16 protein-coding genes are annotated in these 15,409 nt (G+C 57.5%); 10 read left to right on the forward strand and 6 right to left on the reverse strand.

What is annotated here, in order from left to right; genetic code table 11:
- Positions 1-13 precede the first annotated feature (13 nt).
- Entirely contained in the window at positions 14-712 is a 699-nt protein-coding gene (locus BLW71_RS37015) for an SDR family NAD(P)-dependent oxidoreductase (RefSeq protein ID WP_091808579.1), read from the forward strand.
- Between the two features lie 194 nt (positions 713-906).
- On the opposite strand, the gene BLW71_RS37020 is transcribed toward BLW71_RS37015, so the two are convergent.
- The 3 genes from BLW71_RS37020 to BLW71_RS37030 all read right to left on the reverse strand — a co-directional run bounded on the left by BLW71_RS37020 (position 907) and on the right by BLW71_RS37030 (position 2,989).
- A complete protein-coding gene (locus BLW71_RS37020; protein ID WP_091808581.1) occupies positions 907-1,269 on the reverse strand; it encodes a putative quinol monooxygenase in 363 nt (120 codons plus the stop codon).
- 216 nt (positions 1,270-1,485) lie between these two features.
- On the reverse strand, positions 1,486-1,683 hold the full coding sequence (locus tag BLW71_RS37025) for a tautomerase family protein (RefSeq protein WP_091808583.1): 198 nt from the start codon (positions 1,681-1,683) through the stop codon (positions 1,486-1,488).
- 319 nt (positions 1,684-2,002) lie between these two features.
- On the reverse strand, positions 2,003-2,989 hold the full coding sequence (locus BLW71_RS37030) for a LysR family transcriptional regulator (protein ID WP_502686851.1): 987 nt from the start codon (positions 2,987-2,989) through the stop codon (positions 2,003-2,005).
- A 150-nt stretch (positions 2,990-3,139) separates the two neighbouring features.
- Here BLW71_RS37030 and BLW71_RS37035 point away from each other — a divergent pair, with 150 nt between their 5' ends.
- The 4 genes from BLW71_RS37035 to BLW71_RS37050 all read left to right on the forward strand — a co-directional run bounded on the left by BLW71_RS37035 (position 3,140) and on the right by BLW71_RS37050 (position 6,826).
- Entirely contained in the window at positions 3,140-4,135 is a 996-nt protein-coding gene (locus BLW71_RS37035; RefSeq protein WP_091808585.1) for an LLM class oxidoreductase, read from the forward strand.
- On the forward strand, positions 4,132-4,932 hold the full coding sequence (locus BLW71_RS37040) for a TIM barrel protein (RefSeq protein ID WP_091808587.1): 801 nt from the start codon (positions 4,132-4,134) through the stop codon (positions 4,930-4,932). The genes BLW71_RS37035 and BLW71_RS37040 overlap by 4 nt, the downstream gene beginning before the upstream one ends.
- A 98-nt stretch (positions 4,933-5,030) precedes the next feature.
- Positions 5,031-5,762 carry a sugar phosphate isomerase/epimerase family protein gene (locus BLW71_RS37045; protein ID WP_218157145.1) on the forward strand — a complete coding sequence of 244 codons (732 nt, stop codon included), beginning with the start codon at positions 5,031-5,033 and terminating at the stop codon, positions 5,760-5,762.
- Positions 5,763-5,842: 80 nt separating this feature from the next.
- Positions 5,843-6,826 (forward strand): LLM class flavin-dependent oxidoreductase, encoded by a 984-nt coding sequence (locus BLW71_RS37050; RefSeq protein ID WP_091808591.1) that lies wholly within the window; start codon positions 5,843-5,845, stop codon positions 6,824-6,826.
- Between the two features lie 170 nt (positions 6,827-6,996).
- Here the strand turns inward: BLW71_RS37050 and BLW71_RS37055 are convergent, their stop codons facing one another.
- From BLW71_RS37055 to BLW71_RS37065, 3 genes are all read right to left on the reverse strand, one after another.
- Positions 6,997-8,448 (reverse strand): aldehyde dehydrogenase, encoded by a 1,452-nt coding sequence (locus BLW71_RS37055; RefSeq protein WP_091808593.1) that lies wholly within the window; start codon positions 8,446-8,448, stop codon positions 6,997-6,999.
- Positions 8,449-8,480: 32 nt separating this feature from the next.
- Positions 8,481-9,596: an NAD(P)-dependent alcohol dehydrogenase gene (locus tag BLW71_RS37060; protein WP_091808596.1), complete on the reverse strand. Its 1,116-nt coding sequence runs from the start codon at positions 9,594-9,596 to the stop codon at positions 8,481-8,483.
- A gap of 501 nt (positions 9,597-10,097) precedes the next feature.
- Positions 10,098-11,000, reverse strand: coding sequence for a LysR family transcriptional regulator (locus tag BLW71_RS37065; RefSeq protein ID WP_091809333.1), 903 nt, complete (start codon positions 10,998-11,000; stop codon positions 10,098-10,100).
- A gap of 128 nt (positions 11,001-11,128) precedes the next feature.
- Between BLW71_RS37065 and BLW71_RS37070 the strand changes: the two genes are divergently transcribed.
- The 5 genes from BLW71_RS37070 to gtdA all read left to right on the forward strand — a co-directional run bounded on the left by BLW71_RS37070 (position 11,129) and on the right by gtdA (position 15,402).
- Positions 11,129-12,115 carry an FAD-binding oxidoreductase gene (locus BLW71_RS37070; RefSeq protein ID WP_091809335.1) on the forward strand — a complete coding sequence of 329 codons (987 nt, stop codon included), beginning with the start codon at positions 11,129-11,131 and terminating at the stop codon, positions 12,113-12,115.
- A 42-nt stretch (positions 12,116-12,157) separates the two neighbouring features.
- Positions 12,158-13,414 (forward strand): aromatic ring-hydroxylating dioxygenase subunit alpha, encoded by a 1,257-nt coding sequence (locus BLW71_RS37075; RefSeq protein ID WP_091808598.1) that lies wholly within the window; start codon positions 12,158-12,160, stop codon positions 13,412-13,414.
- Between the two features lies 1 nt (position 13,415).
- Positions 13,416-13,889, forward strand: a complete 474-nt coding sequence (locus BLW71_RS37080; RefSeq protein ID WP_091808601.1) for an aromatic-ring-hydroxylating dioxygenase subunit beta — start codon at positions 13,416-13,418, stop codon at positions 13,887-13,889.
- Between the two features lie 8 nt (positions 13,890-13,897).
- Positions 13,898-14,209, forward strand: a complete 312-nt coding sequence (locus tag BLW71_RS37085) for a non-heme iron oxygenase ferredoxin subunit (protein ID WP_091808603.1) — start codon at positions 13,898-13,900, stop codon at positions 14,207-14,209.
- A 146-nt stretch (positions 14,210-14,355) separates the two neighbouring features.
- Positions 14,356-15,402 (forward strand): gentisate 1,2-dioxygenase, encoded by a 1,047-nt coding sequence (gtdA, locus tag BLW71_RS37090; RefSeq protein ID WP_091808605.1) that lies wholly within the window; start codon positions 14,356-14,358, stop codon positions 15,400-15,402.
- Positions 15,403-15,409: the final 7 nt, after the last annotated feature.

The following is a 15,409-nucleotide window of genomic DNA, read 5'->3' on the forward strand; positions in this document are numbered from 1 at the left end:
AAGAGGTTCTGCCATGCCTGAAGTTCAACATCAACCCACTATCCTGATCGCCGGTGCATCGCGCGGCATCGGTCTGGGACTCGTTCGCGAATATCTCGCTCGCGGCTGGCGAGTGATCGCAACGGAGCGCAAGCCGTCGCCCGCACTCGCTGCAGTCGCGACCGATGCGGGCGCCAATCTGGTCATCAAGACGTTGGATATAAATGATCGTGCCAACATTTCGACGTTAGCGGACGATCTGGACGGAGAGTCGCTCGATGTCCTTTTCGTGAACGCAGGCGTTAGCGACAATCCTAAGCAAACTATCAACGAAATCAGCACGGAGGAGTTTGCGCATGTGATGGTGACAAACGCGTTGAGCCCGCTTCGGATCATTGAAACGTTGAGCCCGCTGGTGAGGAAGGACGGCAGCGTGGCGGCCATGTCAACGGCTCTCGGTAGCATCGCCAACAATACGGATGGCGGCTATGAGACTTACCGTGCCAGCAAGGTGGCATTGAACATGTTGCTGCGCAGCTTCGTTGCGCGCGCAGGGGAGCAACGATCGTTTCTGGCGCTGATGCCTGGTTGGGTGAAAACCGATATGGGTGGACCCGACGCGCCGGTCGAGGTAAGCGACAGTGTCCGAGGCCTCGCGGACGTAGTCGCTCAGCACGCCGGTAAGCAGGGACTCGTGTTTGTCGACTATCAGGGCAACACGATTCCCTGGTAGGCGAGAGTCTGACTCAAGAACGGACGGCAGCCACACTTAGCGTGTGGCGTTCAACCGGCCCCGACGCTTATGGCGGCGTGCGTGGACCGTCTGGCCACGCCGCCAAACACGCAATCCTTTTTTGGGCGGCTAATGGCTCGCGAACAAAAGTCGCGGCGCATAGTAACTTTGCGGGCCTCGTCGCGAGCGAGTATCTAGTCCCAACGCTTGAATCCGTCGAACTGGACCAGGTAGGAAGGGCCGAAGGCGTCGAGCTTTTGCCGCGCCGCCTGATCAGGATCGCCGTAGACGGTGAGCGCTTTGACTGTCACTAACGACAGAAAGCGCTCAGCATAGGGCGCGAAGGTCAACTCGACGTGCTCGGTGATAGCCCTTGAATTCCGGTAACGCTCAACGATATGGACTACGTTGCCGTCAGCGCTCGAACTGTATTCATACATGATCGTTCCCGGCTCCGCCTTGGCCAGCGGAACGATTTCAGCAATCAACTGTTTGAACTGCTCGAATCTTCCGGGTTTAACTTCGAGCGAAAAGACGCATGTTATTTCATTGTGCATATTAGATGGAAATATAGTGGTCACGTGCAGCGAGAACCCTTGCTAATCAGAATTCAACCCGATCTCAGAGAGCCACCTGCACGCAAGGACGACCGAATAAAGTTCGCGCTCGATTCCGCAAAATGGAGTACGGCTGGATCGCGAGTCCGCTGGGACCCGCGGTCGTGGTCACTCGCGAAATGTGGACTGGCCACGCGTCCGGGGACAACGTCGGTGTCACGGCGATACTGGATCGCCCCCGAACAGTTGACCTGCGCCCGCCCAGTTCGAAGGCGCGACGTCTTCGAAGATGACATAAATGTACTTCGGGTCGGTGCCGGTATTCTTGACGATGCTTTCTGTGATTTCAGCAGCGACTGCTTTTTTTGCAGTGTTGTCCTTTCCTTCAAACCAACTGACTCGCACGACGGGCATAACACACTCCTTAAGAAACTGGGTTTGATGGGCGGCGACATCGGTCTTGGCGCCTCGCGCATCACGTGTAACTTCAAGTCCAGTCTATCGGAGAGGCCGGGGCGGATAAACAGCCGAAATATACGATCTGAGTAGAAAGGATGTCGACAATGTGAGTGGCGAAATTTCGTAAGTAGGGGCCGTCAACGGTGTCAACAGCCGTTGTTCGGTTTGAACCCAGAAAATTGGGGGGGCCGAAAGCCTAGCTGCGTCTCTGTGATCTACTGGTTTCACCGCCCTGTTGAACGAAGGGTTTGGCGCAATGCAAAGGCTCGCCTCGCTAGGCTGAACTGCCTGTTCGGCGGGGGACGGTGCGAAGACGATGCTTTGCGACAGGCTCGACAATCTTTTCGCCGGGCCTCTCCTGTTTCGCTCGACTGTCGCCCATCTGCGCAACCATGAAATCGACGAATGCCTTGATCTTGGGCAGCGGTTGGCGACTAGATGGCCAAAGCAGGCAGACGTCGCGGTGATCTTGAATGTGCTTTTCCAGTACCAAAACCAGGCGGCCATTCTCGAGCGCATTCGACACAATGAAGTCGGGTAGGAGCGCAATCCCCAGCCCGGTTTCAGCCATTTCGAGCAATGGGTCGATCGCATTGGTAACTGCGGTTTGTGGAAGTTCGACGTTGACTGGCTGGCCGCGTGATACCAGCGGCCACGGCGCGAGCTTACCGGTGCTGGGATAGCGATAGCGCAAGCACGCATGACTTGGCAGATCCGCGGGCCGGGACGGCATGCCGTGCAGCGATACATAGGATGGTGCCGCAACCAGGCGATGTTGGTAGCCATTGAGCTTGCGCATCGTCAGGCGCGAATCGTCGACGACTCCGATCCGCATGACCGCGTCGAACCCCTCGTCGATCACATTGACGAGCCTGTCACTAAAGTCCAGTTCGAGTTGAATCTGCGGGAACTGCTTTTGGAATGCGATCAGTAGAGGCATCAAATGCATGCCAAGTTGTGGGAGACCGACGCGCAACTTGCCTTGTGGCTTGCCAGCGGCTTCGGTCACCTCCGCCCTCGCGGTATCGAACTCCGCAATGATCCGATAGCAGCGCTGCAGGAATCGGCTGCCTTCCGAAGTCAGTGTTATGGCGCGTGTTGAGCGGTGGAACAGCCTGACGCCTAATTCCTCCTCCAGTCGCACGACCGACTTGCCAATAGCGGAAGACGAGACGCCCAGCCTGCGACCGGCCTCGGTGAAGCTGCGCGTTTCGGCTGAGTGAACGAACGCGCCCAGCGCCCCAAAGTAATCCATCGACATGGAATCCCCTCATTTCATCCTTATTTTCCGATATGTTTTGAATATAAGCCTATTTTTCTCGATACAGAAGCCCTTTACAGTGTCTACATTCGATGCCGGGCGAGTCCAACCTCTTACTGAAGCGCGGCATCCTCCTTCCCCGAGACTGCAATGGCGACAATTTCATCGACCGGCCAACTTCTGCCCGAGCTTGCGCGGCATCCAGGCTACTCCCGTCTTTTCCAACCTGGCCACCTGACCTTCGGTTTCATCGCGCCGCTAGAAAGTTATCCCGATACCCCTGGCCCGACCTTGGCCGGTCACGCCGAATTGGCGAAAAGGGTGGACGATGCGGGTTTCTCAGCCATCTGGCTGCGCGATGTGCCGTTCTACGACCCGAATTTCGGCGATGTCGGCCAGGTTCTGGATCCTCTGATCTATGCCGGCTACCTCGCCGCAATCACGCGTCGCATCACGATAGGTACTGCGGGCATCGTACTGCCGCTCCGTGATCCGTTGATTGTGGCCAAGCAGGTTGCTACGGTCGACCAGTTGTTGGGCGGACGTTTCGTGCTCGGTCTCGCGACCGGCGACCGGCCCGCCGAATATCCGGCATTCGGCGTCGAATTCGAGAATCGCGCGGAGCGTTTCAGAGACGCGTTGGACGTCATCCGCGCTGCGACAGAGCAAACCTGGCCCATTCATGCCTCGCGCTTCTATGGTCACCTGAGCGGCACGCTTGAACTCGTGCCCAAGCCGGTGGGCAGGCGGGTGCCCGTCGTCGTGATCGGACACGCAGGACAGACGACAGAATGGACGGCGAGTCGTACCGACGGGATCCTTTCCTACATCTCCAATCCATCGCGAATTCCTGAGATTGTCGATCAATGGCGAGCCGCGTGCGGGACGGATGTCTTCAAACCCTACGGATACGGCACGCTGTTCGACCTCGACCGGGATCCCAACATGCCGATTCAGCCAGGTCGCGTGCTGCGCGGCGGACGCAATGCGCTTCGCGAACTGTGGTTGCGGCAACAGGAGCAGGGCGTCTCGCACGTAGCGCTTCATTTCAAACCCCAACGGCGCGCCGCGTCGGAAGTCGTCGACGAGCTCGGAGAGCACCTGTTGCCGCTGTTTCCGAGCCTCAAGCCGGGAGTTCAGTCATGAACCGCCCGCTGCATCACATGGATTTCATCTTTCAGACCACGCTGGGTACCTATCCGCTGGCCGCGCAATGCGAGATGCTCGCCGAAGCCGGCTACCAGGGGTTGACTGTTTCGGCCTGGAGCAAAGAGCTGAAATCGCTGCCTCGCGTGAAACAGAACTGGGGGCTCGACGTCGGGGCAATTTATCTGATCTACCGTCAGGGCCTCGAATCGTTTGTCACCGGCATCTTTGAATCGATCGAAGGCTGCAACAGCATTGAACTGGCTTTGCATGCAGGCGACGAGGTGAGCGATGCGGATCGGCGAATGATCGAGCGCGTCCTGCCAATCTGCGAGCGCCGCGGCATCGACATCGCTCTTTATCCGCACGTTCGCTATGGCATGCAGACCACGTCGGAAGCGGTTGCATTGTGCCGGGAATTCAATCACCCAAATCTCGGGATTGTATTCAACGGCTATCACTGGTTCGCGACGCAGGAGAAGGCGCTCGAGCAGCGTCTTGATGCCATCTGGCCGTGGCTGCGGCAAGTCAATCTCGCCGGCTGCCGGCTGTCGCCGCTAGGCTGGGGTGGCGCCGCGACGATTGAGCCCCTCGACGAAGGCGAAATGGACAACTTCGTATTGCTCGGTGCGCTGGATCGGCGCGGCTATCTCGGGCGATTCGGCGTGCTGGGCTGGGAGAGCATGGGAGGAGATGTCTACGGCAACCTGCAGCGCTCGCACTCCGCGTTCCGCTCAATGGAGTGCAGACTGGCAGCCCACCCCGAGTGGGCGGTCATGACGCCGTTGCCTTATTAGGTCGACGGGAGCGAAAACACATGACCCATCCTGTTCACGCACTTGATTCATTTTTCTATACTTCGATGGGCATTTATGCATTTCAGTCGCAATGCGAGATGCTCGCCGAACTCGGCTATGACGGCATCACCGTGTCGGCGTGGGGCGGCACGCCCTATACCGACCTGTCGCTGCTTCCGACGGTCAAGGCGCGGCATGGCCTGGACGTCGCGGCACTTTATCTAGTCCTCCATGAAGGCCGGAACGACGCGGCGTTGCGTCGGATCGTCGAAGCCGTGGAGGGCGTCGAGCTGATCGAGCTTGCCGTGCAGACCTCGATGAACGGCAACGGCGCGATTCTGCGCGCGATCGAATCGTTGCTGCTGATCGCTGAGCGTCGCGGTCTGCGCATCGCACTGTATCCCCACCTGAAGCATGTGACGCAGACCACGTCCCAAGTCGTGCGCCTGTGTGAGCACTTCGACCATCCGCGCCTTGGGATGTCCTTCAACGGCTACCACTGGTACGCCAGCCAGGAAGGACAACTAGACGAGCGACTGGCGGCCATCAGACCGTGGCTGATGCAGGTCGTACTGTCCGGCAGCGCGATGTCGCCGCTCGGATGGGGCGGCGTCGCGACGATGGAGCCGCTCGACAGGGGCGAACTCGACAACCTGGCGGTGCTGGCCGCGGTCGATCGGATCGGCTACACCGGCAGCGTAGGCGTCCTTGGCTGGGATTACGGTGGCGACGTGTACCTGAAGCTTCAGCGTTGCCTGCGCACGCTGCGCGCGATGGATGAGCGCCTGGAAAGTCATCCAGCCTGGGCGGACATCGCCCCACGACGTTGACACGCTTTCTCATGGTGTCTTTTGAACCCTGTGTCGCCCGATTGCGGATTCGGCGACGCCGCCTGTAACACGGAGCCCTCTTGACAGCTTTATCCGTACTTGACCTGATGATGATCGGCGAAGGCAAAGTGTTTGCCGATACCATCGCCGACGCCACGATGCTGGCCCGACATGTCGAATCATGCGGCTATCGACGCTATTGGATCGCCGAGCACCATGACCTCCCGGGCATCGCGTCGTCAGCGACGACGTTGCTGATTCAGCACCTCGCCGCAGCCACCAAGCGACTGCGGGTGGGGGCCGGCGGCATCATGCTGCCCAACCATTCGCCGCTGGTCGTGGCGGAGCACTTCGCCACCCTCGAGACGCTGTTCCCGAAACGTATCGATCTAGGTCTTGGGCGAGCCGCGGGATCAGCGGGGTCCGCGATCCACGCGTTGCGGGGCGACGCCTCGGAACGGAATTTCGAGGCGGACATCGGCTTGCTCGAAGACTATCTGCGGGACAACGGCCGACAGCCCGTGCGCGGCATTCCCGGTGTTCACGACGTTCCGCTCTGGATGCTGGGGTCGAGCCCGCAGAGTGCGGATCTGGCAGCGAAGCGGGGCTTGCCGTATGTGTTTGCGTCGCATTTCGCGCCCCGCTTCCTGACAAATGCCGTGCGCCACTACCGTGAGCACTTCCGGCCGTCTGCGATGCTAAGCGAGCCGTATGTGATTGCCGGAATCAATGTGATTGCCGCTGAAAGCGAGGCCGAAGCGGCCTATCTGGCCAGCTCGCATTTCCACTGGGTGAATCGGCTTCACCAGGGCCGGCCGGGTCCATTGCCGCTTCCCGAAGAAGGCTATCTTCAAAGCCTGTCGGCCTCCGAGCAGCGCGGCCTGGCGCAGGCGATGGCGTGCACCGTCGTGGGCAACCGACGGCAGGTCGGCGACGGCTTGCGCCAGTTTGTGGAGATGACCGGCGCGGACGAGTTGATCATCGATGCCCGCATTCACGATCCGTCAGCTCGTTGTCGTTCGTATCAGCTGGCTGCGGAATCGCTAGATGTGCGGGCCGCGTAGATGGCGTTGGCGCGCGCTGGTTCTCGACCATTAGTTGAGCCGATAATGAGCAGCTAGGGGTCAAGTCATCGGTTGGCGGATTCGGTGCCGGCCGCCATCAATTCGGGGCACGCCGAAAATTGAAAAGTTGCCCCATTAGCCTACCCGGCCAGATGGGGCTTGCTCTTTCTTTAGAACGGGTAGGATTGTGATGCTGGTTCGATCGTGATCCACTTGAGTTCGGTGAACTCGTCGATCACCGCACGACCGTCGAATCGGCCATAGCCACTCTTCTTCGTCCCGCCATAAGGTGCCTGAGCTTCGTTTTGCACGGTGGCGCCGTTGATGTGCACGCATCCAGCGTCGATCCGGCGAGCAACGTCCAGTGCGCGCGTTACGTCCCGGCCAAAGACAGCGGAAGATAATCCGTATTCGGTGTCGTTAGCCACCCGAATGGCATGCTCAACTCCCGACACGCGTACCACTGTGGTAATCGGCCCGAACGTCTCCTCGTCGTAGATCGACATGGACGGTTGAACGCGGTCAACAATGGTTGGATGCATGATTGCTGCTTCCGCAGGGCCGCCTGTCAGGACTTGCGCGCCCTTCGAAAGGGCATCTTCGAGGAGAGCGTTGATTCGCTTGCCCGACTCACTGGACACCAGTGGTCCTACCACGCAGGCCGCACTACCGGATGGGTCGCCGACTGGAAGCTCTTTCGCACGCGCCGCGAACCGGGCGACGAATTCGTCGGCAATCTTCTCGTCAACAATGAAGCGCTCCGTCGACATGCAAATCTGGCCTTGATATAGGAACGCGCCAAACGTTGCGGCGTTGACCGCGGCGTCGATATCCGCGTCGTCGAGCACGACGAATGGTGCTTTGCCGCCGAGTTCGAGTAGGCAACGTTTCAGATGTGTTGCCGACTTCTCAGCAATGATTCGACCTACGCGGGTCGATCCCGTGAAATTGACGCGCCTTACAGCCGGATGAGCGATCAGTGCATCGGTGACTTGCGGCGAATCTTCAGGAGCACATGTCACAAAGTTCAGTACACCCGCCGGGAGCCCTGCTTCGTAAAGGCTTTCTGCCACTGCGAGATGTGTCGACGGACTTACCTCCGAAGCACGAAACACTACCGTATTGCCACAAGCTAGCGGATAGGCGATGGCACGCGCAGCGAGGAGCACAGGACCGTTCCACGGAACAATGCTAAGCACCACACCCGCTGGCTGTCGCTCCGTGAAGGACAGGGTATTGGGTTTGTCAGTCGGAATAGTTTCGCCCTGAATCTGCGTCGTAAGCGCTGCCGCCTCTCTGAAGAGCGCGGCCGAGCCCATGACGTTGAAGTCCGCCCAGAGACTTGACGCGCCGATTTCGCTCGCCATTCGCTGGCGCAGTTCTTCTCGCTTGCCTTCTAGAATGTCCGCGGCCTTTAGCAAAATACGACGGCGCTCGGTGGGCCCGACCCTGCACCAGGTGCGAAATGCCAGTTGCGCGAAATCCGCCGCGGCGACGGCGTCTGCGACCGACGCCGCGGCGCCTGTCGTCACAAGCTCGGTGGTGACCGGGCTATAACGATGAAAGATCTTGCCGCCCTGTGCGTCCCTCGCCTCGTTGTCTATGATGAGTTGCGTTTTCAATACAAGACTCCTGGAATGGATTTAAGCGATGCTCAAGCTTCATCGAACGTGAGTACAGGCTTGATGGTCACGCCGCTCTCACTGTCCGCCATCGCTTCGTTAATCTGATCGAATCGATAGTGCTTGATAAGTCGGTCGAACGGAAAACGACCTTGGCGATAAAACTCGATGAGCGTGGGAATGAAGCGATGAGGTAGTGCGTCGCCTTGGACAATCCCCATGATGCGGCGACTTGGAATCATCACATCGTTGATATTGAGCGAAACCTCAGTACCAATCTTTGTGGCACCCACAATGCCGCATGTACCGAAGATGGCGAGGCTGTCGACTGCTTGGCGCAGGACTTGGGAGCGGCCGCTGCATTCCAGCGTAAAGTTCGCGCCACCTCCGGTAATTTTGCGGACCTCTTCGACCGGATTGACTGTCTGGGGATTGACGATGTGTGTGGCACCGAGTTCAAGCGCGAGTTGGAGTCGGTTGTCGGCAATGTCGGCTGCAATGATCGTAGTGGCGCCGGCGATGCGCGCAGCCATGATTGCGGCGAGACCAACTGCCCCGGCCCCGAATGCGACGAAGCTCGATCCTGGGGCAACCTTCAGCGAGTTCAGCACTGCACCCGCGCCGGTCTGGATGCCACAACCGAGTGGCGCCAGAAGTTCAAGGGGAATGTCTTTGGGTACCTTCACTACGTTTCGAGCATTAGCAAGCGCGTACGTAGAAAAAGATGATTGACCGAAGAAATGTCCGTGTACTGGGTGGCCTGCGCAATCGCACAGTCCGCTCGTGCCGTCTTCGCGCGCACCGCCGAAGTTAAGCGGGGCCATGTTTTCGCAATAAGCCGGATGTCCTGACAGGCGAGTATCACAATGCCCGCACGACATAAACGTTAGAACGACGTGGTCACCGGGCGTGACGTTGGATACCTCGCTGCCGACTGCGTGAACGATGCCGGCGCCTTCATGGCCGAGTACAAGCGGGAGCGGCGAGGTGAAGAGTTGGTCGCGAACCACCATGTCGGTATGGCAGACCCCTGTCGCAACCATCTTGATTACGACTTCGTGAGGCTGCGGGTCGCCAAGCGTAAGGCTCTCAAGTATGAGATTGCTTCCCGCCTCGCGAACGACCGCGGCCCTAATTGATTGGCTCATGAGCGTCTCCTGGATTGTTGTACTTAATGAGGTGTGCCCACTGGCGTGCGTTGCAACGGAATGCTTCCGTCAGACTCTGCAGCGGTACAGCACCCCATGTTTGCAACCATGAGATCTGCCCGCAGGTGAGAAGTGGACGTACGCCCATGGACGTTCCAGTCGCCTGCGTTTTCCGCGGTCACGCTTTAAAAGCGACGCGGGATAACGCAGAACTAACCGTGTTGATGATGAATCAGACCACGGATGCCGCCAATGTCGCTTTGTTAATTTGCTAAATTCACGCGGTGAATATTAGCCATGCAACCCTGCCAGACTTTGCAAATTCAGAGTTCCTGTTTTTTAAGTCTTGCAAGGCAGGAAAAGCTTTTTCTCACGATAAAGTGCTTGGCGTGGACGTACCGATCGGAAAGTACGCTGCCAGCTTTGCTGGACTCATGACAGAATGAGCGAGCCCTCGCCAGATCGGCACGGTTCTGCCCGTCTTGTTGCGAGGGAATTCGCTCAGATTGAAAACTCTTCAACCATGAGTTGCCGAAGCCATTGATTGCTCGGTTCCCGATGATTGCGAGCATGCCACAGCACGTTAATGGAAATATCTGGAATCTTCACGGGGCAGGGGGCGGATTCAAGACCGAATGGAGCAAGCGTTCTCGTTGCATAGGCTTCCGGGACGACGGCGATCAGATCCGTCGTCTGGAGGATGTGTCCTACAGCTACAAAATGCGGAACTCTCAGGCGGAGATTGCGCGTCACGCCAGCACGCTGAATGGCAGAGTCGACCATTCCATGTCCGGTGCCTTCTGCAACAATGGAGACATGCTCCGCTTCCCAGAATGCGTCTGGTGTCATGCCCGTCTTCGCCAGCGGATGCCCTTTGCGAAAAATACAAACATATCTTTGCTTGAAAAGGCGCCGTTGGAAGAAACCGGTTTTGAGGTCGGGTAGAAATCCGATCGCGAGGTCTACGCGCCCTGTCTCCATTTCCTGGCTCAACGTGTCGGCGTGATTGCGTACCGTGCTGACGGAGACGCCAGGGGCGACCTGGGCGAGCCTCTTCATGAGGGCAGGAAGAAAATAGATCTCGCCGATATCGGTCATCGCCAGGGTAAATGCACGCGTGCTCGTGGTCGGGTCAAAGTTTGATTTCGCGTTAAGTGTGTTGTAAATCGCACCCAGCGCGAATCCGATCGGCTCAGCAAGTGTCTCCGCGAGCGGTGTCGGAATCATCCCTTTTGATGTTCTGAGGAATAGCTCATCCCCCAGGAGTTTCCTCAACCGGTTCAGCGCGTTGCTGATGGCCGGCTGAGAGATGCCCAAGGTGTTGGCGACTGCGGAGACGCGGCGCTGTCGCAGTAACTCGTTAAACACGACGAGCAGATTGAGATCGATATCCTGAAGTTCCATCCGAAAACCCTCCCTGGACACCATTATCACTGCCAGTGATGTGGGTTATCAAGGAGTTTCTATTTATCAATATCCCGTCCGGCGGCATCATTGAGGCATCAATCGACCAGCCCGGAGACACTGGCGCTATGGAAGTATCAATTCTGCCTTTACACCGCGTCCTTGACGTGCGAGCAGGGGAAAACCTGCTGGAAGTGTTTCGTGAACATCAAATTCCGATCTCCTATAGCTGCATGGCTGGCCGCTGTGGTACGTGCCGCTGCCGTGTAACGTCCGGTCGCGTGCTCGTAACAGGCAGCGGTGAGTCGAACGCGCCTATGAGGACAGGCGAGACGGTACTTGCGTGCCAGACCACGCTCGTCGAGGACTGCGCAATCGAGATTCCAGAAGTGGATGAAGTTGTCGTTCATCCTGCAAAGATCCTCAAGTCGACTGTGCTCTCCATAGAAGACTTGACGCACGATATCAAGCGTTTGCGACTGGGACTGGCGAAGCCCCTCGAATATTCACCGGGTCAATATGCGAATCTGCAGTTTTCTCCACAGCATATACGTCCCTATTCGATGGCGGCGACGCAGAACGATGAGGAGGTCGAGTTTCATATCCGACTCGTTCCTGGTGGCCGCGTCACGTCGTACATCGCCAACGAACTGAAAGTTGGCGATTCGGTACGAGTGAGTGGGCCACTCGGCACTGCGTATCTGCGCCGCAAAAACTCTGCTCCTGTCGTTTGCATCGCTGGCGGCACCGGCCTTGCGCCAATCCTCTCGATCCTCCGGGGTATGGCGGAGGCGCGCATGGCTAACCCTGTGCACGTGTATTTCGGTGTTCGGTCGAGCATCGACGTGTACGGCGAACCGTGGTTGGTGGAGTTGCAGAGTCGTCTTCCCAAATTGAAGTTTCATATCGTAGTGGCGTCGGGTCATGACGTTGAGGGCTGCCGCAGTGGCCTGGTTACTCAAGCCGTGAGCGACGACTGGAGTGATATGCGTGGCTGGAGCGCCTACATTGCCGGCGCACCGGTGATGGTCGATGCGGCGTCGATATTACTCAGGCAGAAGGGAGTAGAACCTGGACGCATCTACGCCGACGCCTTTTATTCGAGTGGTGTTTGAACGCTTGGCAACACCATAAAAATCCAACTTTAGGAGACAGGCATGAACGAGGCTCCCGTTGTATTCAAGAAGTCCGAATGGAAAGGTGACGGCTCGAGTCGCATCCCGTTCTGGGCATACACGGACGATGACGTCTATCGCCGAGAACTCGAGCGTTTCTTTTATCACGGCCACTGGTGTTACGTGGCACTAGAGGCGGAGATTCCAAACGCCGGCGATTTCAAGCGAACGGTCATCGGAGAGCGATCCGTTATCGTGAGTCGGGCTGCCGATGGTGAAATCTACGCGGTAGAGAATGTCTGTGCGCACCGCGGTGTTCGCTTCTGTCGGGAGAAGTCCGGCAACCGGAAGGATTTCACCTGCCCGTATCACCAGTGGAATTACGACCTCAAAGGGAACCTCGTCGGAGTTCCCTTTCGACGAGGCGTCAAACTTGACGGCAAGGTCAACGGTGGCATGCCGTCAGACTTCGATCCGAAAGAGCATGGTCTTACCAAGTTGAAGGTCGCAGTACGACATGGCGTAGTTTTCGCGTCATTCGATCATGACGTTAGCTCGCTTGAAGAGTACCTGGGTCCGACAATTCTTCGCTATTTCGATCGGGTTTTCGACGGCCGAAAACTGACCATTTTGGGCTACAACCGTCAACGCATTCCCGGAAACTGGAAGTTGATGCAAGAAAACATCAAGGACCCGTACCACCCTGGGTTGTTGCATACGTGGTTTGTTACGTTCGGTCTGTGGCGAGCGGATAACAAGTCGGAATTAAAGATGGATGAACAATTCCGCCATGCCGCCATGATTTCAACGCGTGGAGCCGCTGGGAAGAGCGAAGTCACATCTGGCGTCTCCAGCTTCAAGGAACAGATGAACCTCAGCGATGACAGGATCCTCGACATTGTCAAGGAAGATTGGTGGGGTGAACCGACTGCGGTGATGATGACGCTGTTTCCGAGCGTGATCATTCAACAGCAGGTCAATTCTGTCTCGACGCGACACATTCAGCCGAATGGGCACGGGTCGTTCGACTTCGTATGGACGCATTTCGGGTTTGAGGGTGACAGCGAAGAGATGACACGCCGTCGGCTTCGCCAGGCCAACCTCTTTGGCCCCGCGGGTTTTGTTTCCGCAGACGATGGCGAAGTGATCGAATTTTCGCAGGAAGGCTTCGAGCAGAAACCATTCCATCGAACGATTGCGGAGTTAGGTGGCCGCGAAGTTGGGGATTCCGATCACATGGTGACCGAGACACTCATTCGTGGGATGTACGACTACTGGCGTCGCGTCATGGAGGCCTGAGATGCTTGATTTCAATACATATCAACAGTTGCTCGCGCTTTACTCCGACTACGTCGCTGCCGTCGACAACAACGAATGGGAAAAATGGGCGGAGTTCTTTACGGAAGAGTGCGTGTACAAAGTGCAGCCGCGCGAAAACTACGACAGCGGCTATCCGCTCGCGACACTCTCTTTCGAAAGCCGCGGCATGTTGAAGGATCGCATCTATGGCATGACGGAAACCATCTTTCACGATCCGTATTATCAGCGCCATGTCGTCGGCGCACCTAGGGTTCTTCTGGTCGATGCCGAACGTATCCGGTCCGAAGCAAACTATGCCGTGTTTCGAACGAAACCCGACGAGATCTCCACCGTTTATAACGTCGGGCGGTATATCGACACCATTCGTCGCACGGAAGACGGTCTGAAATTCGAATCGCGCGTTTGCGTATTCGATAGCGAGATGATCGCCAACTCGTTGATTTATCCGATTTGAGGTTTGACATGGCACAACAATGGACCAAGGTCATTGAACTAGTCGCGGTGCCGAACGACGACGTTGTCGCGGTACAAGCCAATGGTAAGGAGTTGGCGATCTACGGCGTAGACGGAGCCGTGTTTGCAACAGACAACATCTGTACGCACGGACACGCCCGGCTATGTGATGGCTTTCTGGAGGGGCACGAAATCGAGTGTCCGCTGCATCAAGGTCGCTTCGACATACGGAATGGCAAAGCGATGTGTGAGCCACTGACCGAGGACATCAACGTATATCCGGTAAAGATTGAGGATGGCAGCGTCTTCGTCGAAATCTAGTCGGCTGCGAGCCAACTGTATGGCAGACGTGACCGTAACTTCCGGTCTGGCGGTTTCTCAACGCAAGGCGTCGACGTTTCCCTGACGGCGATGCGCCAATCTCCGGCACAGCAAAGGCGCTGCCGGTTCAATCAAAGGAGGAGAGTGTGACCGCAAATACGCAATCCGAACAACGCGCGGCTTACTACGGGCAGATCGCTCAACAAAAGTTGTCGCCCCTATGGGAGTCTCTGCACAATCTTGTGCCGAAGCAGCCCAAGCCAACGGCTGTGGCGGCGATCTGGAAATACGCGAAGATCCGCGATCTGGTATTGCAGTCCGGCTCGCTGATCAGTGCGGAGGAAGCCGTACGTCGCGTGCTGATACTCGAGAATCCTGGGCTACCGGGAAAGTCGAGCATGACTTCGAACCTTTACGCAGGCCTGCAACTTATTCTTCCTGGCGAAATTGCACCGAGCCACCGTCATACCCAATCGGCTCTGCGGTTCATCGTTGAAGGTGAAACAGCGTGGACTGCAGTCAACGGTGAGCGCACGACGATGCGTCCAGGCGACTTCATCATTACGCCATCCTGGACCTGGCATGACCATGGCAATTTGTCGACCGAGGAAGGCGGGGTTCCCGTGGTTTGGCTTGATGGCCTTGATATCCCGCTTGTGGCGCACATGGACGCCGGGTTTGCGGAAAACTTTCCCAAGGCGACGCAGCCGGTTACGCGTCCGGAGGGGGATAGCTTTGCGCGCTATGGTCACAACATGTTGCCGATGCGTCACACGTCTACCGATCCGACTTCACCGATTTTCAGCTATCCGTATGAACGCAGCCGCGAAGCGCTAGACCGTCTGCATCGGAACGGGGAGCACGACGAATGGGACGGTGTGAAGCTGCGCTATGTGAATCCGGCCACTGGCGGATTTCCAATGCCGACGATCGCGACCTTCATGCAATTCCTTCCGGCAGGTTTCCGCGGTAGATCCTATCGCAGCACTGATTCGACTGTGTACTCCGTTGTAGAGGGGCGCGGAGTGGCGCATATCGGCGACGAAACTTTTGCTTTTGAGCCGCATGACGTGTTTGTCGCACCGTCGTGGATGCCGGTACGCCTTGACGCAGACACCGATGCGGTTTTGTTCAGTTACTCCGATCGCCCGGTGCTGAGCGCGTTGAATTTGCTGCGCGAAGAGCGTGTTTGATTCTATT

The organism is Burkholderia sp. WP9, from assembly GCF_900104795.1.
In the GTDB taxonomy this organism is placed as follows: Bacteria; Pseudomonadota; Gammaproteobacteria; order Burkholderiales; family Burkholderiaceae; genus Paraburkholderia.

Bases quoted from the DNA above. Each gene is read 5' to 3' on its own strand.
- BLW71_RS37025 (WP_091808583.1), bottom strand. From the start codon at position 1,683: ATGCCCGTCGTGCGAGTCAGTTGGTTTGAAGGAAAGGACAACACTGCA.
- BLW71_RS37045 (WP_218157145.1), top strand. From the start codon at position 5,031: ATGCTCGCCGAACTCGGCTATGACGGCATCACCGTGTCGGCGTGGGGC.
- BLW71_RS37075 (WP_091808598.1), top strand. From the start codon at position 12,158: ATGAACGAGGCTCCCGTTGTATTCAAGAAGTCCGAATGGAAAGGTGAC.
- BLW71_RS37040 (WP_091808587.1), top strand. From the start codon at position 4,132: ATGAACCGCCCGCTGCATCACATGGATTTCATCTTTCAGACCACGCTG.
- BLW71_RS37035 (WP_091808585.1), top strand. From the start codon at position 3,140: ATGGCGACAATTTCATCGACCGGCCAACTTCTGCCCGAGCTTGCGCGG.
- BLW71_RS37015 (WP_091808579.1), top strand. From the start codon at position 14: ATGCCTGAAGTTCAACATCAACCCACTATCCTGATCGCCGGTGCATCG.
- BLW71_RS37080 (WP_091808601.1), top strand. From the start codon at position 13,416: ATGCTTGATTTCAATACATATCAACAGTTGCTCGCGCTTTACTCCGAC.
- BLW71_RS37030 (WP_502686851.1), bottom strand. From the start codon at position 2,989: ATGTCGATGGATTACTTTGGGGCGCTGGGCGCGTTCGTTCACTCAGCC.
- BLW71_RS37020 (WP_091808581.1), bottom strand. From the start codon at position 1,269: ATGCACAATGAAATAACATGCGTCTTTTCGCTCGAAGTTAAACCCGGA.
- BLW71_RS37060 (WP_091808596.1), bottom strand. From the start codon at position 9,596: ATGAGCCAATCAATTAGGGCCGCGGTCGTTCGCGAGGCGGGAAGCAAT.
- BLW71_RS37065 (WP_091809333.1), bottom strand. From the start codon at position 11,000: ATGGAACTTCAGGATATCGATCTCAATCTGCTCGTCGTGTTTAACGAG.
- BLW71_RS37085 (WP_091808603.1), top strand. From the start codon at position 13,898: ATGGCACAACAATGGACCAAGGTCATTGAACTAGTCGCGGTGCCGAAC.
- BLW71_RS37070 (WP_091809335.1), top strand. From the start codon at position 11,129: ATGGAAGTATCAATTCTGCCTTTACACCGCGTCCTTGACGTGCGAGCA.